The following is a 19,518-nucleotide window of genomic DNA, read 5'->3' as shown; positions in this document are numbered from 1 at the left end:
TCTCGCTGAACGACAACGGGCCGGTCCCACCAGCTGGTGAGACCGGCCCGTCAGACGCTCGGAGCGCAAGGCTGTCTCGGGGAGTTCCTGACGGCCTGTCAGTCGTCTGGAGTGCCGTGAGGCATGGCGTCGACACCCGTGGTGCCGTCAGCCCGGGCGTCGGCACCCGTGGTATCGCCCACGCGGAGAACGAGCTGCGACCCGTAGGGCAGGGACTCGACCATCCGCAGCTGCGCGAGCGCGGGGTTGTCGGCGAGCAGCTTGGCGCCGTTGGCCATCGAGCGCAGGGCTGCGGTCTCCGCCCGAGCCGCCTCCAGCCGCGCAAGGCCACGCGCCTTGGCCGTCGCAACCTCGACGGTCGCCGCCCGCAGCTCGGCGGGCAGGATGACGTCCTTCACGACGACCTCCCGCACCTCCAGACCCACACCGTGGCCGACCTCGGCGACTGCAGCGGTCAGGTCGGCGATGGGCAGCTGAGCGCCACGCTGGGTGAGCTCCTCGACGGTCATCGAGCCCAGCGCCTCACGCAGAGCAACCTGGGCCGCCAGGTAGACCATCGCCTCCGGGTCCGCCGCGCGCTCGTGGTAAGCGCGGGGGTCATTGACCACCACGCGTAGAACGGTGGAGACGCGCACCGACAGGCCGTCCTCGGTCAGGATTTCCTGCGGCGCGACCTGGAGGAGCCGCTCGCGGACGTCGACGCGGACGAAGTCCGAGCCCCACGGCACGCGGTGGCGCCCCGGCTCCAGGGTGCGCTCATAGATACCCCGGCGGTAGAGCAGGGCGACGGTGGCCGCAGCCACCTGCTGACGGAAGATCATCGGCGGGCCTCCTTCCAGGCTGGGGTGATGAGACTGTGGTGATGACTGATGGGTTGAGACCGCGCTCTCGACGGCGCCGGTCGGCTCCGGTCGCGGGCGGGGCGATCCGTGCGTCGCCGGCTACTGCTCGACGAGGCACGGTGCCGCAGAGCCCTTGACCGGCATAGTGCCGACCGGCGACGCCTGGTAAGAGATCGCATCCTAGAGTGCACAAGCGGGTCCGAAGACGGAGATCCGCACCCTCCCGGGGCGATGCGCAGCGACCGGGTCCGACACGTCGGCCGTGGCTGCTTCCCCGCGAGGACGTCCCATCTTGCACCGACGAACCGAGTCAGTCCACCGGTTATCGCGCCCAGCACTTTCTCGCCCGCTTTCTGCGCCTCGCTGGGTCTGGTCCTCCATGGCCGGCACAAGGCCTCGCTGGGTCTGGTCCGCCATGGCCGGCACGAGGCCTCGCTGGGTCTGGTCCGCCATGGCCGGCACGAGGCCTCGCTGGGTCTAGGCCTCCAGGGCCAGCACGAGGGGCAGCACCGCGTCCGCCCCGGCCAGCCGCAACTCGCGCGCAGCGACCGTCAGCGTCCAGCGCGAGTCCACGACGTCGTCCACCAGCAGCACCGGTCCCCGGGCCGACGCCAGCGACTGCCCGAGCTCAGGTCCCACGCCGATCCGACCCCAGACGTTGGAGAGCCGGAAGGCGCTGTTGCCGCCGGTCTCCCCCACCGGGCCACCGTGCACCAGGTCCATCGTCCCCAGGAAGGGCAACCGCCCGATCTGGCTGATCTGCTGCGCCAACGACCCCACGACCGCCGGACGCCTGCGCGCGGGCATCGCCACCACCCCGACCGGACGCGCAGCCCAGTCCCAGCCTGCCAGCACCTGCACCACGGCACGCACCACCTCATCCGGCACCGGCTGACCCGGCTCCATCCCGGCGTCCGGGTCCTGCTCATCCACGACCCGTGCCGTCCCCGCCTCCAGCACCGACCGCAGCCGCTGACCCCAGCCCAGGTCGGAGAGCCGGGCCAGCGCCCGACCAGGCTCCGCCTGCTCCTCGGCGGGGATCTTGCCCTTCACCTCTACCCCGAGCCGCGGCATACCGGTCGGCCACTGGGCCCGGGGCTCCAGCAGCACGCCCACCGAGCCCAGCCGCTCGCGGGCAGCGCCCACGGCGGCATCGGGTATGCCTGTGGGGTACCAAGGCTCGGCGCAGCGGTCGCACCGCCCGCAGGGCGCCGCGGTCGGGTCGTCGAGCGTCTCTTGCAGGAAGGCCATCCGGCAGTGGTCGGTCTGTTGGTAGGCGACCATCAGCTCGGCCTCGCGCACCCGAGCCTCGGCGACCCGGGTGTAACGCTCCCGGTCATAGACCCACGGCTCACCGGTCGCGATCCACCCGCCGCGCACCTTCTCCACCGCCCCGTCCACGTCGAGGACCTTGAGCAGCAGCTCCAGCCTGGTCCGTCGCACGTCCACGATCGTCTCCAGGGCAGGCGTCGACAACGGCTTGTCGCTGGAGCCCAGAGCGGCCAGGACGGCATCGGCCTGGTCCTGGCGCGGCATCGAGACGGTCGCGAAGTAGTTCCAGATGTCCCGGTCCTCCGAACCCGGCAGCAGCAGCACATCGGCCCGCTCGGTCGCACGACCCGCGCGCCCCACCTGCTGGTAGTACGCCACCGGCGAGCTCGGCGCCCCCAAATGCACCACGAAGCCCAGGTCCGGCTTGTCGAAACCCATCCCGAGCGCGCTCGTGGCCACCAGCGCCTTGACCTGGTTGTCACGCAGCGCCGCCTCGAGCCGCTCCCGCTCCTCGGGGTCGGTGCGCCCGGTGTAGGAGGCCACCTCGTGCCCGGCCTCCCGCAACGCCTGCGCCACATCCTCGGCCGCGGACACCGTGAGGCAGTAGACGATGCCGCTGCCCGGCAGTGCGTTCAGGTGCGCCACGATCCAGCCCAGGCGCTGCTCCGGCGACAACCGCGGCAGCACACCGAGCCGCAGCGACGCGCGCGCCAGCGGACCACGGATCGTGCGCACCTCCGCTCCCCCGGCCCCCAGCTGCTCGACGACGTCGTCCACCACGCGCTCGTTGGCGGTCGCGGTCGTGGCCAGCACCGGGGTGCCCTGCGGCAGCGTCTCCAGCAGGGTCCGGATCCGACGATAGTCAGGTCGGAAGTCATGCCCCCAGTCGCTGATGCAGTGCGCCTCGTCGACCACGAGCAGGCCGCACCGGGCCGCCAGGTCGGGCAGCTGCTCCTCCCGGAAACGCGGGTTGTTCAGCCGCTCCGGGCTCACGAGCAGCACGTCCACCTCGTCGGCCGCCAGCGCCGCCCGCACGTCATCCCAGTCCGTCGCGTTGGCGGAGTTCATCGTCACCGCCCGCACCCCGGCCCGGGCGGCTGCCGCGATCTGGTCGCGCATCAGCGCCAGCAGCGGCGAGACGATGATCGTCGGCCCGGCGCCCTCCGCCCGGCGCAGCGCCGTCGCCACGAAGTAGACGGCCGACTTGCCCCACCCGGTGCGCTGCACGACCAACACCCGCCCGCGCTGCTCCACCAGCGCGCGCACCGCGTCCAACTGGCCGTCCCGGAAGTCCACATCCGGCCGACCGACCAACCTCCTCAGCGCTTCCAGCGCCGCCTGCTCGAGCGGGACCGAGCCCTCGACCGGCTCACCGGCCCCGCTGCCGACCCGAGTGTCGCCATGGGTGCCGTCGGTGGACGAGGTGGGAAACGTCATACAGGGACCGTAACCGTCGCCACCGACACGCCCGACCTGTTGTCCACAGCCCGATCTTCCCTAGGGTTGGTGGCGTGAACTGGGACACCGACACCGTGACCGCAGCCCTGTTCGACCTCGATGGCGTGCTGACGCCGACCGCCGAGGTGCACATGCGCGCCTGGGCGGCGCTCTTTGAGGAGGTGCTCGCCGAGCATCCCGAGCAGGCGCCCTACACCGACCGCGACTACTTCGACCACGTCGATGGCAAACCCCGCTACGAGGGCGTGCGTGACTTCCTCGACTCCCGCGGGATCGACCTGCCCGAGGGCGATCCCGAGGACGACCCGGACGAGCAGACGGTCTGCGGTCTCGGCAACCGCAAGAACCTCAAGTTCAACCAGATCCTGGAGTCCGAGGGCATCGAGGCCTATCCGGGATCGGTCGCGCTCCTGGACCATCTCGCGGAGCTCGGCACGAAGATGGCGGTCGTGTCCTCCTCCAAGAACGCGCCCGAGGTGCTCCGCGTGGCTGGCCTCGCCGACCGTTTCCCGGTCGTCGTCGACGGCCAGGTGGCCGCCCGCGAGGGGCTGCCGGGCAAGCCGGCCCCCGACACCTTCCTGTATGCCGCATCCCAGCTCGGCGTCGAACCGGCCGGATGCGTAGTGCTCGAGGATGCCGTCTCCGGTGTCCGCGCGGGCGCGGCCGGCGACTTCCATGCGGTGATCGGGGTGGACCGCGGGGTGGGGTCAGATGTGTTGCGCGACAACGGTGCTGACGAGGTCGTCACCGACCTGGCGGAGCTGGTCCGATGACCATCGGTGACCGCGGCGGGGTGTCCTCGCACCGGCCGCCGCAGCCGGTCGACCCGATGGACCGCAGCCGATTCCCCGTGGACCCGTGGCGGCTGGTTGAAACCGCCTACGACGCAGGGGATCTCGGCGTGACCGAGACGCTCTTCGCGGTGTCGAACGGCTATCTGGGGCTGCGCGGCAACGTCGAGGAGGGCCGGGATACCCACACGCACGGCACCTTCGTCAACGGCTTCCACGAGACCTGGCCGATCCGGCACGCCGAGGAGGCCTACGGGCTGGCGCGCGTCGGGCAGACCATCGTCAACGTCCCCGACCCCAAGACGATCAAGCTCTACGTCGACGACGAGCCGCTGCTGCTCACGACGGCCGACCTGGAGCACTACGAGCGCTCGGTCGACTTCCGGGACGGGCTGCTGCGCCGCGAGGTGATCTGGCGGACCAGCTCGGGCAAGCGGGTGCGGATCAGCAGCACCCGGATGGCCAGCGTCGTGGAGCGGCACCTGGCCGTGATGACCTTCGAGGTCGAGCTGCTGGACGGCGACGCCGCGCTCGTGATCTCCAGCCAGGTGCTCAACCGGCAGGACGGCTCGGATGAGTATCACGTCCGCTCGGCCGCCATGGGCGAGGGCAACGACCCCCGCAAGGCCGAGGCCTTCTCCCACCGGGTGCTCGACCCGGTGCTGCACGAGGTCCGCGACGACCGGTTGCTGCTGGGCTACCGCTGCCACAACTCCGGCATGACGATCGCCACCATGGCCGAGCACGCGCTGGAGACCGACAACGAGTTCAGCGAGCGCCAGCTCGTCGAGGACGACCTGGCCCGGCAGGTCTACCGCGTCCAGGCGCGGCGCGGCCAGCCGGTCCGCCTCGACAAGTTCGTCGCCGTCCACACCTCCCGAGGCGTGCCGCCGCGCGAGCTCGCCGACCGCTGCGGCCGGACCCTGGAGCGCGCGGTCAGCCTGGGCGTCGCCGGGCTGCACGAGGAGCATGCCGAGACGTGGGCGCGCTTCTGGGCCGAGTCCGATGTGCAGATCGAGGGAAGCAGCGAGAAAGAGGGGAGCGAGGAGCAGGACCTCGGCCACCTGCAGCAGGCGGTCCGCTGGAACCTCTTCCAGCTCGGCCAGGCGTCCCTGCGCGCGGGGAGTCACGGCATACCGGCCAAGGGGTTGACAGGCTCCGGCTACGGCGGCCACTACTTCTGGGACACCGAGTGCTACGTGGTCCCCTTCCTCGTCTACACGCACCCGCAGGCGGCGCGCAACGCCCTGCGCTTCCGGCACGGGATGCTCGCCGACGCCCGTCGGCGGGCGGCGGAGATGGCGCAATTCGGCGCGCTCTTCCCGTGGCGCACGATCAACGGTGAGGAGGCCTCGGCCTACTTCGCGGCGGGCACGGCGCAGTACCACATCAACTCCGACATCGCCTACGCCCTGATGAAGTACGTCCGGGCCACCGGCGACACCCAGTTCCTGCACTCCCAGGGCGTGGACATCCTCGTGGAGACGGCGCGGTTGTGGGCCGATCTGGGCTTCTGGCAACGCAATGGCGACAAGACCTTCCACATCCACGGCGTGACCGGGCCGGACGAATACACGACCGTCGTCAACGACAACCTGTTCACCAATGTGATGGCCCGCCTCAACCTGCGGGCGGCGATCGAGGCCGTCGAGGTGCTGCGCGACGAGGCGCCGGACCAGTTCGCGCGAGCCGCGGCCCGGTTGAAGCTGGAGGACGAGGAGCTCGAGGCCTGGCGGCGGGCGGCGGACGGGATGTTCATCCCCTACTCCGAGGAGCTCGGCGTCCACCCGCAGGACAACCACTTCCTGGAGCGCGAGATCTGGGATCTGGATGCGACCCCGGCCGATCGGCGCCCGCTCCTGCTGCACTATCACCCGCTCGTGATCTATCGCTTCCAGGTGCTCAAGCAGGCGGACGTGGTGCTCGCCCTCTATCTCGCGGGTGACCAGTTCAGCGCCCAGGAGAAGCGCGCCGACTTCGAGTACTACGACCCCATCACCACCGGCGACTCGACGCTGTCGGCGGTCATGCAGTCGATCGTGGCGGCCGAGGTGGGGTACCGCGAGCTGGCGCTGCGCTACTTCTACGACGCGCTCTTCGTCGACCTGGACGACCGGCACGGCAACGCGACCGAGGGCGTGCACGTCGCCTCGACCGGTGGCGTGTGGAGTGCGCTCGTCGGCGGTTTCGGCGGGCTGCGGGACCACGACGGGGTGCTCACGCTGGACCCCCGGCTGCCGGATCCGTGGACGTCCCTGTCCTGGCGTATGCGGTGGCTCGGCTCCCGCCTGCACGTCCGGCTCGAGCGGGACGCTGTGTCGTTGACGGTGGAGGTCGGCGATCCGGTGACCCTTCAGGTGCGGGGCGAGCCGGTGACCGTGGACTCCGACGGTGTGCGGGTGCCGCTCGACGGGCAGGGGCCGGAGTTGTCGGGCGAGCCGTCGCCGCCCGCTCAGGAGACCGCTCCCACCGAGCGCGACCCTGGCGACCCGGAGGCGGTGAGCCCGGGAGCGGGTGTCGTCCCGCACTCCTGGCAGGAGGAGCTCGACGACCCGACGGGGCCGATCCCCGTGCGGGCGCCGGTCTATGACGACCGGCTCTGAGTCCGCTGCGCGGGCGTGGTGTTGATTGGGATCACGCCGCCCGGTGTGGTCCGATAGTGGGATGAGCGATCCGACGGACCTGCCCTTCCAGGACCACGAGCAGTCCCCTGCCCGTGGCGCCGCCAACCCCCAGGGACAGGCCGCCGACGACCCCGTCGCTGCCGAGCCCGAGGTGGACGCCGATGCGCTGCTGCCGCCGTCGGAGACCGAGACCGACCTCCTCGCTGCCCGGGTCGAGGGCCCGGAGGACCACGAGGGGATGACTGAGCTCTGGCGCGCCACGATGGACCTGCCGCACTGGTGGTTCATCGCGGTCGGGGACGAGGGCATGGAGTCCCCCGCTGCTGCGGTGATCGATGACCAGCTGATGCTGATGACCTTCACCAATGCTGAGCGGGCCCGACACTTCGCGGTGCAGAACGGGATGATCGGCGCGGACGAGCACCTGCAGGCCATCGCGCTGCCGCCGCAGGAGCTCGTGGACACCGCGGACGCGTACGCCTCGGCCGACATCGCCGGCCTGATGTTCGATCCGCACCTGTCCGGCTACTTCATCCCCTCCACCCAGCTGCCGGTGATGTGGGAGGCGATCCGCAGCCAGGACGAGGCGCGGGCCGACGAGGCGCGCGCCGACGAGGACGAGCAGGGGACGCACGAGCCCACCAGCAGGTGACCTCACGGCACCGCCATCCAGGCAGAGCCAACGAACTCAGCCAGGACGCGGAGGCAGCACACACACAGCACAACGCCGCCCCGGGTCGAGACGGGGCGGCGTTGGCGTCGAGGCAGGGACGACCGCCGGAGGCAGCCGGCAGTCGATCGTCCCCGCCGGAGGGGTCAGACGCGGCGTAGGACCGCGGTGACCTTGCCCAGGACGACGGCGTGGTCACCGTCAATCGGCTCATAAGCCGGGTTGTGCGGCATCAACCACACCTTGTCCGAGACCTTCTTGTAGGTCTTGACGGTGGCCTCGTTGTCCAGCATCGCGGCCACGATGTCGCCGTTGACCGCAGTCGGCTGACGACGCACCACGACCCAGTCGCCGTCGCAGATGGCGGCGTCCACCATCGAGTCACCGACGACGTTGAGCAGGAAGAGCTCACCGTCGCCGACGATCTGGCGAGGTAGCGGGAAGATGTCCTCGATCGTTTCCTCGGCCAGGATCGGTCCGCCGGCGGCGATGCGGCCGACGACCGGCACGTAGGACGCCTCGGGGCGGGAGTCACCGATGCCGGTCTCATCGAAGGTGGCCGGCTCCCCGGGGGTGGTGTAGGTGGTGCGGCGGTAGCCCTGGCCCTCCCCGCCGGGCGTGACGACCTCGATCGCACGTGGCCGGTTGGGGTCACGACGCAGGTAGCCCTTGCGCTCCAGCATCTTCAGCTGGTGCGCGACCGAGCTGGGCGAGGTCAGCCCTACGGCCTCCCCGATCTCGCGCAGGCTCGGCGGGTAGCCGCGGGCGTCGACGGAGTCGCGGATCACGTCCAGGACTCGTCGCTGTCGGTTGGTGAGGGTCGCGCCGCCGTCGCGGTCGGGCATCTCGTGAATGGTGGCCATCTTCTTCCCCAGTCTCCTCCGGCTGCCAGGTCCTGACCATCAGGCCAGGTCAGAGGGTGTGTCAGTGGTCGGTGCTTGAGTACCTGACATGACCCCAGCGTACGGGTTCGACGCACATTCGACAAACATCTGTTCGACGGCGTGTCGACAAAACTCGTACGATCGTGCTACAACTGGACGTGCGTGCTATCGCACACGCGTTTGAGGAGGAGAACACCATGAGCAGTGTCGCAGTCGAGACTTTCCCGGCAGGCGTCGTCCGTCCCCGTGGCGGACACCTGCGCCTGGTCGCCGCCGATGAGCGTCGTGCGCCCCGGCCCGCCCTGCGGATCACCCGCCGCGGGCGGTTGGCCGTGACCACCACGGTCGGCCTGGTGATCGCCCTGGCGCTGGCCACCATGCTGAGCCTGATGAGCCCGGCCGGCGCCAACTCGGCGATCGTCGTCGAGCCCGGCATGACGCTGACCCAGATCGCGACCGAGCAGTTGCCGGACGTGCCGCTGTCCAAGGCGATCAGCGACATCCAGCGCGCCAACAAGCTGTCCACCACCAGCATCGCTGCGGGTCAGTTGCTGGTCATCCCCGGGCGCTGATCGCTCCGGCGCCCCCTCAGGCGGACGGCGCAGGCCCTTCCTCGACCGCGTAATAGCGGTAGAGGTTGGCCTCATCGTTCTCGCTGAGGTGGCCGTCGGACTCCACGGAGGGTGCTGCCTTGATCCGAGACGTGGGATAGGGCACCCGGATCTGCCCGTCGAGGATCTCGGCCGTGGACAGCGGGACGAAGACCTTGGCGCTGAACCACCCCGTGCGTACGGTCACCCAGGCCGGGTCGCCGGTGCGGTTGTCGACATACACCTCACCCATCGATCCGACGCGTTCACCATCCTGATCCACGACCTCGGCGTCGTAGAGCTGGTTGATCTGCTCCTGCGAGATCATCGCGACCTCCGTGTCCTCGAGCCACCACCGCGCCGCCGCTGGCGCGCTGTTTGGCCCCAGGGAATCACACCCGGTCGCCCCCGGTCGGGACCGCCTCGCCGGTGCTCGCGGCTGCTGTAGGGCATCCGATCAGCGACCCAGGCCAACCCCAAGATCAACCGGCTAGATCAACCGGCTAGATCAACCGGCTAGATCAACCGGCTAGATCAGCCACCTAGATCAGCCACGAGGCGGGGCAGGACATCGCCGAGCAGGCTATCCACGTGCACGGCGGGTTCGCCTTCGCCGCGCACCGAGCCCCGGGTGACCAAGGCGACCGGGATGCCAGCCTTGGCGCAGCGCCGCACGAATCGGTAGCCGCTCATCACCCGCAGCGATGAACCCAGGACCAGCAACGACCTGGCTCCGTCGACGAGCTCGAACGCACGGTCCACCACATCGCGCGGGACCGTGCCGCCAAAGAAGACGACATCGGGCTTGAGCCGGTCACCGGCGCATACCAGGCAGCGCGGGGTGCGAAAGGTCTGGACCACCGACTCGGCCAGCAGCACGTCACCATCGGGCCGGATCTCTCCCCCACCGTCGATCGACTCCAGGAATCCTGGGTTGGCTGCCGCCAACCAGCCCTGCACCTGCTCGCGATCGATCGGCTCGCCGCAGTCCAGACAGGTCACCTGGGACAAGGAGCCGTGGAGTTCGAGCACCCGCTGCGAGCCGGCCCGCTGGTGCAGCCCGTCGACGTTCTGCGTGATCACCCAGTCGACCACCCCGAGGTCCTCCAGCTCGGCGACTGCCCGGTGGGCCACATTGGGCTCTGCCGCGGCGAACTTCTCCCAGCCGGCGAAAGCCCGCGCCCAGTAGCGCTGCCGGCCAGCGGCACTGGTGACGAACTCCCCGTGCTGCATCGGTTCGACCCGGCGCTGACCGTCCGGGCCGCGGTAGTCCGGGATCCCGGACGCCGTCGACATCCCTGCCCCGGTGAGCACCACCACGCCGCCGTCACGGACGAGAGCCAGCAGGTCGGCATACCGGGACTCATCCACGGGGGTCCGTGGCGGGAGGGTGAGTCGGGTGGGGACCGGGACTCGCACGCTCACCCTGCCTCCGGCAGCCGCACCGTGACCGCGGTGCGGCCCGGGACCGAGTCGATCCCGACGGTGCCGCGGTGAGCGCGGACGACGGCGGCCACGATGCTCATCCCCAGGCCGGTGCTGCCGGCCGCTCGCGAGCGGGAGTCGTCACCACGGGAGAACCGTTCGAAGACCTTGTCCTGCAGCTTTTCCGGGATCCCCGGGCCGTTGTCGACGACCGAGATCTCGACGCCATCGTCGACGGCACGCAGCGCGGTGACCACCTTGGTCCCGGCCGGCGTGTGGGTGCGGGCGTTGGCGAGCAGGTTGGTGAGCACCTGGCGCAGCCGGGCTTCGTCGCCGGTGACCTCCAGCGGCTCCTCGGGCAGGTCCAGCTCCCAGCGATGCTCAGGCCCGGCGACCCGGGCATCGGCCACGGAGTCCAGACACAGCAGGGTGAGGTCCACGGGCGCGTGCTCCAGCGGGCGACCGGCGTCGAGGCGCGCCAGAAGCAGGAGGTCCTCGACCAGGCCCTGCATCCGCAGCGCCTCGGACTCGATCCGTCCCAGGGCGTGCCCGACCTGGTCTGGCACTGCCTCCTGCTGTCGGCGGCTGAGCTCGGCATACCCACGGATCGAGGCCAACGGGGTCCGCAGCTCGTGCGAGGCGTCGGCCACGAACTGCCGCACCCGCTGCTCGCTGTCGTGCCGGACGGTGAGGGCGTTCTCCATGGTGTCGAGCAGGTTGTTGAGGGCCAGGCCCACCTGACCCACCTCGGTGGTGGGGTCGGTGTCCCGCTCCGGCACCCGGTCGGCGACCTCCACCTCCCCCGACTCCAGCTGCTGCGCCGAGACCGTGCGGGCAGTGGCCGCCACCCGCGCCAAGGGCGCCAGGTTGCGGCGGACGAGATAGGCAGAGCCAGCGCCCGCCGCGAGGAGGGACAGGAGCGCTGCCGGGATCAGGATCGTCGTCGCCTGCCGGGTCGTGGCCACGACGCCCGCGAGGGGGAGCCCGGTGATGACGCGCAGCTCACCGGCGGTAGCGCCTCCCCCAGGTTCGGCTGAGCCCTGGCCACCCTGAGTCGCGCCGCCCTGAGTCGCTCCGCCCTCGCCCGATCCACCCTGGTCCGATCCGCCCTGCCCCCCCGGTGCCACGTCGACCTCCAGCACCCGGTAGTCCCCGAACTCCTCGCCCAGGCTGATCGTGCTCGGCTCGGTGAGGACCTCCTGGGTCAACTGGTCGATCTGCTCCTGGTCCAGGGTGGTGACGCGGTTCGCCTCGTCCACCACCTGGTTGCGCACGACCTCGACGGTGCCGTCGGAGCCTTCCCGCAGCACCAGGGTCAGCGCCCGGTCACCACCGCCCGGCGGGCGGAAGCCCGGACCATCATCATCGCGGCCCGGGTCGCTCACACCCTTCCCCGGCCCCTGCACCATCTGCACCTGGCGATCCGCCGAGGCGCGCAGGTCGTCGTCGAGCTGGGAGTGCAGTGCCTGCCTCAGAGCCAGGGTGGTCACCACTCCGGACAGCAGCAGCACGCAGGCGAAGATCGCCACCACGGAGGCGACGATCTTGGAGCGCAGCGACCACCGGCGGCCGGTCATCGATCGGCGGATCCCGCCGGCTTGAGGACGTAGCCGGCGCCGCGCATGGTGTGGATCATCGGCTCCCGCCCGGCATCGATCTTCTTGCGAAGGTAGGAGATGTAGAGCTCGACGATATTGGCCTGCCCCCCGAAGTCGTAGTGCCACACCCGGTCCAGGATCTGCGCCTTGGACAGCACCCGGCGTGGGTTGCGCATCAGGTAGCGCAGGAGCTCGAACTCGGTGGCGGTCAGGGTGATCTCGCTGCCGTCGCGCATCACCTCGTGGGCGTCTTCGTCCAGGGTCAGGTCGCCGACCACCAGCATCGAGCCGCCCGGGTCGGCCACCATCACGGTCCGCCGCATCAGCGCGCGGCAGCGCGCCACCACTTCCTCCAGGCTGAACGGCTTGGTCACGTAGTCGTCCCCACCTGCCGTCAGCCCCGCGACGCGGTCCTCGACCGCGTCCCGTGCGGTGAGGAAGAGTACGGGCACGTCCGGCTCGTTGGCCCGCATCCGCCGCAGCACCTCCATCCCGTCGATGTCGGGCAGCATCATGTCGAGCACGACCGCGTCCGGGCGGAACTCGCGCGCGATCCGGACCGCGTCCAGGCCGGTGGTGGCCGTCTCGACCTGCCACCCCTCGTAGCGCAGGGCCATGGTCAGCAGCTCGGTCAGCTGGACTTCGTCATCGACGACGAGGACCCGCACAGGGGTCCCGTCCAAGCGCCTCAACCGGGGATGCGACGTGGTGGTCATGATGGAAGTTCATCCTGCCACCCCGTGACCCGGGTGTGCCTCACCTATGAGTCTCCTGTGCCCCCTGTATGCCGTGTGGTCGCCCCGCTGACCACCCTCGCCGGAGCCGGCCCGTCCCGCGGGCGATGCGGACATGCGAAGGGCGCGGCCCGAGTGGACCGCGCCCTTCCTAGACCTCAGGGACTCAGACGTCCCGGCGGGGCTCGCCGTCCGCGTCGTGCGTCTGGTCAGCGTGAGTCTGGTCAGCGTGCGCCTGATCGTGGCGCGTCTGACCGTCGGTGCCGTCGCGCTCGACGTCGACCTCCTCGCGGGAGACGTCGGTCACGACCTGCTGCTCGTCGGTGTGGGTCTGCTTGTCCAGACCGACACGCTCGGTCGCCACGACGTCCTTCTCGATGACCGGGCGCTCCTCGCGCAGCACGACCTCAGCGTCCTCCTCGCCGAGGCGGGCGCCGTCGGTCGCCTCGCCATCGGCGACGGGCTCCCGGACGAGCTCGACCTCCTCGCGCTGCACGGGAACGGTGACGGTCTCCTGCTCGGTGACCACGTGCTTGCGCAGGCGAACCCGGCCGGTCTCGACCTGCTCGGTGCCGACGCCCACGCGCTCCTCGTGCAGGGTCATGGAACCCTCGTCACCGACCCGGCCTTCACCGCGCTGGTGGTCACGGGCCGCGTGCTCACCCTGGACATCACCGTCGGTGTGGGTCCGGTCCGCAGCCCGGTGCTCATCGGTGGAACGGTCACCGCCGAGGTGAGTGTCGTCATACCGGGACATGTCGGCCCCGGCGCCGCCGTAGTAGCCAAAGAGCTCGTCCTGCTCCTAGTCGGAGAGGTGGTGCTCGGCGTCGACATTGGGAGCGTCCTTGATGACGTCCTTGGTGAACGGGACGTGGATCTCACCGTCGGTGAACTTTGCGCCATCCAGCGGGACCAGCGATTCGTTGGTGCCGAACCAACCGGTCTTGACCGACACCCAGCTCGGCTGGCCGGTGCGGTCGTCCAGGTACACCTGGCCCACGCCTCCGAGGTTGTCACCGTCCTGGGTGACCACCTTGGCGTCGTAGAGGTGCTGGGTGTTCTCGTGATTCACAGTCATCCGTCCCTTCGTTGATCGGAGGTGGCGCGGCCGGATGACCACGTTCTCCTCCAGCCAAGACAGGTTGGCGTCAGCTCGCCTGCCGACATGCGCACTTCATCCGACCGGGTGAGGAGCCGCGTGGGCGGGCGAGCGCGGGGCGGCGGTCCGTGCCCTTGGATGGTCAACGCCTCCCCAGCGCGGTGATCCGGTCCGAGCGGGACAGCGCGGAGGCGGCCCGATCCACGTCGGCGACCTGAGGGTGTGGGGGGTCCAGGGGTGCGTCCAGAGTCACCGCCCCGGGGCTGTGCTTGCGGACCGAGGCGTCGGAGACGACATACCCGTGCCGTTCCAGGACCATCTGCTCCTGGGTGGTGAACGCGTCGAGGTCGGTCCGCACCCGGTTGATCGCCGCGACCAGCTGGGCCGGGTAACAGGCGGCGAGGTCCCGATCGGGAGCGTGGCCGGGGACGGCGGAAACGGTGTTGGGGGTCTCCAGCGACCAGGTGGCCCCCTGCAGGAACCCGGCCGAGAAGCTGGCGCGCAGCCATCGGAGGCGTGTGGTGCCGCCACCAGAGGAGGCGATCGAGAGCAGGTGCCAAAGCCGCCCTACCACCGACCCCCCGGCACGGCTGCGGAAGACCGCCCCACCGTCGCTGACCAGCACTGTTTCGTGGTCGGACCAGACCTGCTCGAGGCCGAAGTTGTCGTAGATCCCGCCGTCGGCGAGTTCGATCCGACGCAGGATGGTGTCGCGCACGTCGGCCGGCTCGTCGACGTCCGGCACCCCGCCCACCAGACCGAGTCGGGTGCCGTCGAGCAGCAGCGGGGCGAACCACGGCGGGTGCGCGCAGGAGGCGGCGACGGCGTCGACGATCCGCAGCCCGGGCGGGGGTGCGGCATACCCGAGGCGGTGGTCACCGATCCGACCCCGCGGGCCCGCGGAGTGGGCGTCGGCGAAGACCCAGGACACGCCATACCCGGTCTCGGTCGCGCCGGTGAGGATCACCGGGCCGCCGCGGCGATGCTCGCGCAGGTCGGTGCCCCACCAGGGGATGGCCCGTTCGAGCTCGTCGGCGAGGACGGAGACGCTGACGTCCGGGCGACCCCAGGCGTCGGGGCGCAGGCGCGCGAGAAGAGCGGGGGTGCGCACGTTGCGGCCGGTGAGTCGACGCAGCGGCTGGACGACCAGGTCCTCCAGCCCGCCCACGCGCGCGGGCGGTCCAGCGGGATCGGGCCACTCGAGCTCGGGGTGGGCGAGCAGGTTCGCCACGATCGACCCACCGGAGACCGCGCTGATGGTGCGCAGACGACCCAGGACGCCGAGCTCGTCCAGCCGGCGGACCGCACCCAGGTGGAAGAGTGCCGCGCGGAAACCTCCCCCGGAGAGGCAGAGAGCGCTCCCGTGGCGCTCCCGCCGAGCGGAGGGTCCGTGGTGGGCGGTGGCTCGTGCGGCGCCGAGCTGGGCCGACGCGACGTCCGCCGCAGCGGAGGGCGGGTGGTGTCCGGGTGGGTGGAGCACGCTGCCAGCGAACCGCCGGCGGATGACGGGAGGGTGAATGCCACGCCGACACCACGGCGTCCGCCAGGTGACGGTGGGATGACACCTGCAGGTGGGGTGGGCTCCTTCGGCGAGGTGGGCGCCGTCCACATGGTCTTGGTGGGTGGGGGCGCTGTCCACAGATGCTGCTCTCGGGCTCGTCAGCCGTGCGGGGCGGTGCCTAGCGTCGTGAGACGGAACAGGAGGGCGAGCGGCGCAGGAGGGGATGTGGTGGGCGGCGGGGGACAGGACGAGAACCAGACGACGGGAGAAGGCTCCGTGGGAAGCGTCGCGGCCGGGTGGCGCGGCGCCACTGACGACCCGCTCGGCGAGCTGATCGAGCGCGCCCGGGCCAGCGCGAGCGAGCGGATGGGCGTGCATGCGCAGGCGCCCGATGGTGGCGGGTCGGGAGGCCCTTCGCATGGTGGGCCTATCGACAGAGACGGAGACGCACCCAGAGACCGGGACCGTGGCGAAGACCGGGAGCGTGACCGTGCTCGTGAGAGTGACCGTGCTCGTGAGCGTGACCGTGCTCGTGAGAGTGACCGTGATCGTGATCGTGACCATGTGAGCACCGCTGACGAGGGACGGCACCGCCCCGAGCGCGTCCGTCTGTTGACCTTCCCGGAGTCGCTGCGCGCCCTCGACGTCTCGGTCGGGATGAAAGCGGTGAGCGGCATGCTCGTGCTCGCCGTCGTGGTCACCCTGGTGCTGGCCGGACGCTGGTTCTTCGCCCGCCAGGCTGGGGTGCCCGCTCCCGAGGACCGCGTGCCGATCGCTGCCCACGAAGCGGCGAGCGCGACGCCAGAAGGGGCATTGGGCGGGGCGGGAAGCACTGGGCAGCAGGCGCAGGGTGGCGTGCCCCCCGGCGTCGACGGGCAGCCTGATGGATCTGGCCAGCCGGGCGGCGGGACCACGGGCGCTGAGCCCGACAGACCAGATGGCGCACCAGCCGATGGCCTGGGCGAGGACACTGGTTCAGCCCTCCCCCAGACCGTGTTCGTGCACGTGGCAGGCCAGGTGGCCGAGCCCGGAGTTGTCGAGCTGCCGGTGGGCTCCAGGGTGATCGATGCGGTCACGGCTGCCGGCGGTCTCGGGCCGGATGCCGATCACAGCGCGCTCAACCTCGCCCGCCCGGTGGTGGATGGTGAGCAGGTGTGGGTGGGGCGCCCCGGCGAGGAACCGCCTGCTGCAGCAGGGGCCCCGCCCCAGTCGGCAGGGAGCCCACCGGGTGCGGACGGGGCAAACGGGGCGGCGGGCAGCGGCGGCGCTGGTGACGGTGGCTCGGGGGCTGGTGGCTCCGGTACTGGAGGTGCGACGGGCGCTCAGGTGAACCTGAACACAGCGGACCAGACTCTCCTGGAGACCCTTCCAGGGGTCGGTCCGGTCACGGCCGGTCAGATCTTGGCCTGGCGAGCGGAGAACGGCCAGTTCGTTTCGGTCGATGAGTTGCTCGAGATCAGCGGGATCGGCGAGCGCACGCTTGCCAAGCTCGAGCCGATGGTGACGGTCGGGAACTGAGGTGGCGCTGGGGCTGGAATGGGAGGACCGCCGCGGGACCGACGCGGAACCGGACGATTCGGAGCAGGAACAGGAGTCGCGGCGGCTCGACGGCCGACTGGTGGTGCCCTCACTCGTCGCGTGGGCGGTGCTGGTCGCGCTGCTGCCGGCACCGATACTGGTCACGCTCAGCGTCGGGATCACCTGCCTGGTCGGCGCGCTCGTCATGGTCCTGCGGTCGGCGCGCGCGAGCCGTGGTCGGCACCGGACCAGCAGGTCCGAGCGACTCCGGTGGGTCCGGCGCGATCTCGGTCGTGGGCTCGGCGGTGCCGTGGCCTTGAGCCTGGCGGCGACGGGGCTCGTCTGCACCGCGGCCTCCGCCCAGCTCGCCCGCGCCGCTGCCGGTCCGACGCAGGAATGGGCCCACAACCGCGCGGTCGTGCGGGCCGAGCTGATCCTGACCTTGGAGCCCCGGGTGATCACGCGCGGTGACGAGCGTGCGGGCTTGGTCATCGTCGAGGCCAAGCTCCGCACCATCTCCGCCCGTGGCCACACCGCCAAGGTGACCAGCCCGGTGCTAGTGATGGCTCAGGAAGGGCAGGGCTGGGAGGACCTCACCTGGCGCAACCAGGTCACGACACTCGCCAAGCTCTCCCCGACCGATGGCACCGAGCGCTCGGTCGCCATCCTCAAACCCCTCGGAACTCCGGACCGCCTCCCTCCCGGGACCGGCCTGGCCAGGATCCCGGACGCCGTGCTCGAGGGCACCGACCACGTCCGCGACCGCTTTCGGACGGCTCTGAGCAGCCTGCCCGCGGACTCCCGCGGACTGGTCCCTGGCCTGGTGATCGGCGACACCTCGCTCACCCCCGAGGACCTCACGGAGCACATGCGCTCAACCGGGATGACCCATTTATCAGCAGTCAGCGGCTCCAACGTGGCCTTGATCTGCGGTGCCCTGGCCATCTTCGTCGCCCGTCTCGGCCTCCCGCGGCGCTGGCGCACGCCGATCGTGCTCCTCGGGCTGGGCGGTTTCATCCTGCTCTGCCGACCAGAGCCATCAGTGCTGCGCGCCGGGGTGATGGGCACCGTGGGGCTCCTCGCGCTCTCCTCGGCCCGGCGACGGGTCAGCCTCCCCGCGCTCGGCGTCGCGGTCATCCTCCTGCTCTGCAGCGATCCGTGGATGGGGCGGTCCTACGGCTTTGCCCTGTCCACCCTCGCCACCCTGGGACTAGTGCTCTGGTCCCGGCCCTGGGGTGATGCCATCGCCTCCCGGCTGCCAGCGTGGGCGCGTCTGGTCGGAGACGCCATCTCGGTCCCGCTCGCGGCACAGGTCGCCTGCGCACCCATCATTGTCCTGCTGCAGGGCAGCATCACGACCGTCGCGGTGCTGGCCAACCTGCTCGCGGCACCGTTGGTCGCTCCCACCACCGTGCTGGGTGTCGTCGCGGCCGTGCTCTCCCCGCTGTGGATGCCGCTGGCTGTCGTGGTTGCCTGGCTGTCCGCGATCCCGGCCTGGATGATCGCGCGGGTCGCCCGCATCTGCGCCGACCTGCCCTACGGCGAGCTCGACTGGGTCGATGGCGTCCCGGGCGCCTGGCTGCTCACCCTCCTGACCGTCCTCGCCTTGCTCACCGGGCCGTGGTGGCGGTTCCAGATCGCCCGCCGACCCATCCTGGTCTGTTCACTGCTCGCCGCCATCCTGGCCTGGCTCTGGCCCACCCACCGCTTCGGCTCCTGGCCCCCGCCAGACTGGCTCGTCGTCGGCTGCGACGTGGGACAGGGCGACGCCTTCGTACTCCGCTCCGGACCTGACTCCGGCATCCTCATCGACACCGGACCAGATCCCGCACCGCTGCGCGACTGCCTGCGTGACCTCGGTCTGGCCCGCCTGGACGCGGTCATCCTCACCCACTACCACGCCGACCACGTCCTGGGGCTCGATGGCGCACTGGCGCACCTGCCGGTGGACACGGCATACCTGAGCCCTGTTGAAGAGCCGCCTGAGATGGCCGCGATGACGCTCCGCTCGCTCGCACGGGCGCAGGTCCCGGCGGAGGTGGTGACTGCCGGGGCGGTCCGGCTGGTCGGCGACGTCCGGATCGAGGTCGTCTCCCCCGGCGAGCGCCCCGTCGTCGGCGGCTCGGCGGCCAACAACGCCAGCCTGGTCACGGACATTCAGGTGGGCGGGGTCGCCATGCTGTTCACCGGAGACCTGGAGCCCGAGGGGGCGCGGCCGCTACGGCGGATCCTGGCGGGCCGGGACTACGACATCCTCAAGGTCGCCCACCACGGCTCCGCCGCCCAGGACGAGAAGGTGGTCACCAACGCCCGCGCCGAGATCGCCCTCATCGGCGTCGGTGAGGACAACACCTTCGGTCACCCGGCGCCCCGCACCCTCGACCTGCTCGCCCGCACCGGCACCGTCGTCCTGCGCACCGACCTGGACGGCGATGTCGCCGTCTCCCCCCACCCCGACCGCGACGGCTCCCTCCTCGTCCACCGCCGCAACCCCTAAGCCCTCCCGCCCCAG

At 70.9% G+C, this 19,518-nt stretch carries 16 protein-coding genes; 6 read left to right on the top strand and 10 right to left on the bottom strand.

The window, feature by feature from the left end; translation table 11 throughout:
- Positions 1–98: 98 nt before the first annotated feature.
- Both ACQBAT_RS04960 and ACQBAT_RS04955 read right to left on the bottom strand, forming a co-directional pair.
- Positions 99–821, bottom strand: coding sequence for a slipin family protein (locus tag ACQBAT_RS04960; protein WP_420748044.1), 723 nt, complete (start codon positions 819–821; stop codon positions 99–101).
- Positions 822–1,319: 498 nt separating this feature from the next.
- A complete protein-coding gene (locus tag ACQBAT_RS04955) occupies positions 1,320–3,551 on the bottom strand; it encodes a RecQ family ATP-dependent DNA helicase (protein ID WP_420748043.1) in 2,232 nt (743 codons plus the stop codon).
- Positions 3,552–3,625: 74 nt separating this feature from the next.
- Here ACQBAT_RS04955 and ACQBAT_RS04950 point away from each other — a divergent pair, with 74 nt between their 5' ends.
- The 3 genes from ACQBAT_RS04950 (at position 3,626) to ACQBAT_RS04940 (ending at position 7,639) form a co-directional block, all read left to right on the top strand.
- On the top strand, positions 3,626–4,345 hold the full coding sequence (locus tag ACQBAT_RS04950) for an HAD family hydrolase (RefSeq protein ID WP_420748042.1): 720 nt from the start codon (positions 3,626–3,628) through the stop codon (positions 4,343–4,345).
- Positions 4,342–6,966 (top strand): glycoside hydrolase family 65 protein, encoded by a 2,625-nt coding sequence (locus tag ACQBAT_RS04945; RefSeq protein ID WP_420748041.1) that lies wholly within the window; start codon positions 4,342–4,344, stop codon positions 6,964–6,966. The genes ACQBAT_RS04950 and ACQBAT_RS04945 overlap by 4 nt, the downstream gene beginning before the upstream one ends.
- Positions 6,967–7,027: 61 nt before the next feature.
- Positions 7,028–7,639 carry a hypothetical protein gene (locus ACQBAT_RS04940; RefSeq protein ID WP_420748040.1) on the top strand — a complete coding sequence of 204 codons (612 nt, stop codon included), beginning with the start codon at positions 7,028–7,030 and terminating at the stop codon, positions 7,637–7,639.
- A 164-nt stretch (positions 7,640–7,803) separates the two neighbouring features.
- Here ACQBAT_RS04940 and lexA read toward each other — a convergent pair whose 3' ends face one another.
- The gene (lexA, locus tag ACQBAT_RS04935) at positions 7,804–8,520 is read right to left on the bottom strand and encodes a transcriptional repressor LexA (RefSeq protein WP_420748039.1); all 717 of its coding nucleotides are present in this window, start codon (positions 8,518–8,520) and stop codon (positions 7,804–7,806) included.
- A 218-nt stretch (positions 8,521–8,738) separates the two neighbouring features.
- Between lexA and ACQBAT_RS04930 the strand changes: the two genes are divergently transcribed.
- Positions 8,739–9,113 carry a LysM peptidoglycan-binding domain-containing protein gene (locus ACQBAT_RS04930; RefSeq protein ID WP_420748038.1) on the top strand — a complete coding sequence of 125 codons (375 nt, stop codon included), beginning with the start codon at positions 8,739–8,741 and terminating at the stop codon, positions 9,111–9,113.
- A gap of 16 nt (positions 9,114–9,129) precedes the next feature.
- On the opposite strand, the gene ACQBAT_RS04925 is transcribed toward ACQBAT_RS04930, so the two are convergent.
- From ACQBAT_RS04925 to ACQBAT_RS04895, 7 genes are all read right to left on the bottom strand, one after another.
- Positions 9,130–9,459 carry a PRC-barrel domain-containing protein gene (locus tag ACQBAT_RS04925; RefSeq protein ID WP_420748037.1) on the bottom strand — a complete coding sequence of 110 codons (330 nt, stop codon included), beginning with the start codon at positions 9,457–9,459 and terminating at the stop codon, positions 9,130–9,132.
- Between the two features lie 206 nt (positions 9,460–9,665).
- Positions 9,666–10,556 carry a Sir2 family NAD-dependent protein deacetylase gene (locus tag ACQBAT_RS04920; RefSeq protein WP_420748036.1) on the bottom strand — a complete coding sequence of 297 codons (891 nt, stop codon included), beginning with the start codon at positions 10,554–10,556 and terminating at the stop codon, positions 9,666–9,668.
- Positions 10,553–12,133 carry a sensor histidine kinase gene (locus ACQBAT_RS04915; RefSeq protein WP_420748035.1) on the bottom strand — a complete coding sequence of 527 codons (1,581 nt, stop codon included), beginning with the start codon at positions 12,131–12,133 and terminating at the stop codon, positions 10,553–10,555. Before ACQBAT_RS04915 ends, ACQBAT_RS04920 begins: the two co-directional genes overlap by 4 nt.
- Positions 12,130–12,870: a response regulator transcription factor gene (locus tag ACQBAT_RS04910; RefSeq protein WP_420748034.1), complete on the bottom strand. Its 741-nt coding sequence runs from the start codon at positions 12,868–12,870 to the stop codon at positions 12,130–12,132. Before ACQBAT_RS04910 ends, ACQBAT_RS04915 begins: the two co-directional genes overlap by 4 nt.
- A gap of 184 nt (positions 12,871–13,054) precedes the next feature.
- Positions 13,055–13,645: a YsnF/AvaK domain-containing protein gene (locus ACQBAT_RS04905; protein WP_420748033.1), complete on the bottom strand. Its 591-nt coding sequence runs from the start codon at positions 13,643–13,645 to the stop codon at positions 13,055–13,057.
- A gap of 45 nt (positions 13,646–13,690) precedes the next feature.
- On the bottom strand, positions 13,691–13,966 hold the full coding sequence (locus ACQBAT_RS04900; RefSeq protein ID WP_420748032.1) for a PRC-barrel domain-containing protein: 276 nt from the start codon (positions 13,964–13,966) through the stop codon (positions 13,691–13,693).
- Positions 13,967–14,129: 163 nt separating this feature from the next.
- Positions 14,130–15,467 carry a patatin-like phospholipase family protein gene (locus ACQBAT_RS04895; RefSeq protein ID WP_420748031.1) on the bottom strand — a complete coding sequence of 446 codons (1,338 nt, stop codon included), beginning with the start codon at positions 15,465–15,467 and terminating at the stop codon, positions 14,130–14,132.
- 585 nt (positions 15,468–16,052) lie between these two features.
- Between ACQBAT_RS04895 and ACQBAT_RS04890 the strand changes: the two genes are divergently transcribed.
- Entirely contained in the window at positions 16,053–17,006 is a 954-nt protein-coding gene (locus ACQBAT_RS04890; protein ID WP_420748030.1) for a helix-hairpin-helix domain-containing protein, read from the top strand.
- A gap of 1 nt (position 17,007) precedes the next feature.
- Complete coding sequence (locus ACQBAT_RS04885; RefSeq protein ID WP_420748029.1) at positions 17,008–19,503, top strand: DNA internalization-related competence protein ComEC/Rec2; 2,496 nt, start codon at positions 17,008–17,010, stop codon at positions 19,501–19,503.
- Positions 19,504–19,518: the final 15 nt, after the last annotated feature.

Source organism: Ornithinimicrobium pulveris, from assembly GCF_050261105.1.
In the GTDB taxonomy this organism is placed as follows: domain Bacteria; phylum Actinomycetota; class Actinomycetes; order Actinomycetales; family Dermatophilaceae; genus Ornithinicoccus.
Note: the sequence above shows the minus strand (reverse complement) of the source record. Positions and strands in the feature narration are given on the sequence as shown.

What these genes read in the sequence shown, in the direction of transcription:
- ACQBAT_RS04960 (WP_420748044.1), bottom strand. Translation starts at nt 821, where the DNA reads ATGATCTTCCGTCAGCAGGTGGCTGCGGCCACCGTCGCCCTGCTCTAC.
- ACQBAT_RS04955 (WP_420748043.1), bottom strand. Translation starts at nt 3,551, where the DNA reads ATGACGTTTCCCACCTCGTCCACCGACGGCACCCATGGCGACACTCGG.
- ACQBAT_RS04945 (WP_420748041.1), top strand. Translation starts at nt 4,342, where the DNA reads ATGACCATCGGTGACCGCGGCGGGGTGTCCTCGCACCGGCCGCCGCAG.
- ACQBAT_RS04940 (WP_420748040.1), top strand. Translation starts at nt 7,028, where the DNA reads ATGAGCGATCCGACGGACCTGCCCTTCCAGGACCACGAGCAGTCCCCT.
- lexA (WP_420748039.1), bottom strand. Translation starts at nt 8,520, where the DNA reads ATGGCCACCATTCACGAGATGCCCGACCGCGACGGCGGCGCGACCCTC.
- ACQBAT_RS04930 (WP_420748038.1), top strand. Translation starts at nt 8,739, where the DNA reads ATGAGCAGTGTCGCAGTCGAGACTTTCCCGGCAGGCGTCGTCCGTCCC.
- ACQBAT_RS04925 (WP_420748037.1), bottom strand. Translation starts at nt 9,459, where the DNA reads ATGATCTCGCAGGAGCAGATCAACCAGCTCTACGACGCCGAGGTCGTG.
- ACQBAT_RS04915 (WP_420748035.1), bottom strand. Translation starts at nt 12,133, where the DNA reads ATGACCGGCCGCCGGTGGTCGCTGCGCTCCAAGATCGTCGCCTCCGTG.
- ACQBAT_RS04910 (WP_420748034.1), bottom strand. Translation starts at nt 12,870, where the DNA reads ATGACCACCACGTCGCATCCCCGGTTGAGGCGCTTGGACGGGACCCCT.
- ACQBAT_RS04905 (WP_420748033.1), bottom strand. Translation starts at nt 13,645, where the DNA reads ATGTCCCGGTATGACGACACTCACCTCGGCGGTGACCGTTCCACCGAT.
- ACQBAT_RS04900 (WP_420748032.1), bottom strand. Translation starts at nt 13,966, where the DNA reads ATGACTGTGAATCACGAGAACACCCAGCACCTCTACGACGCCAAGGTG.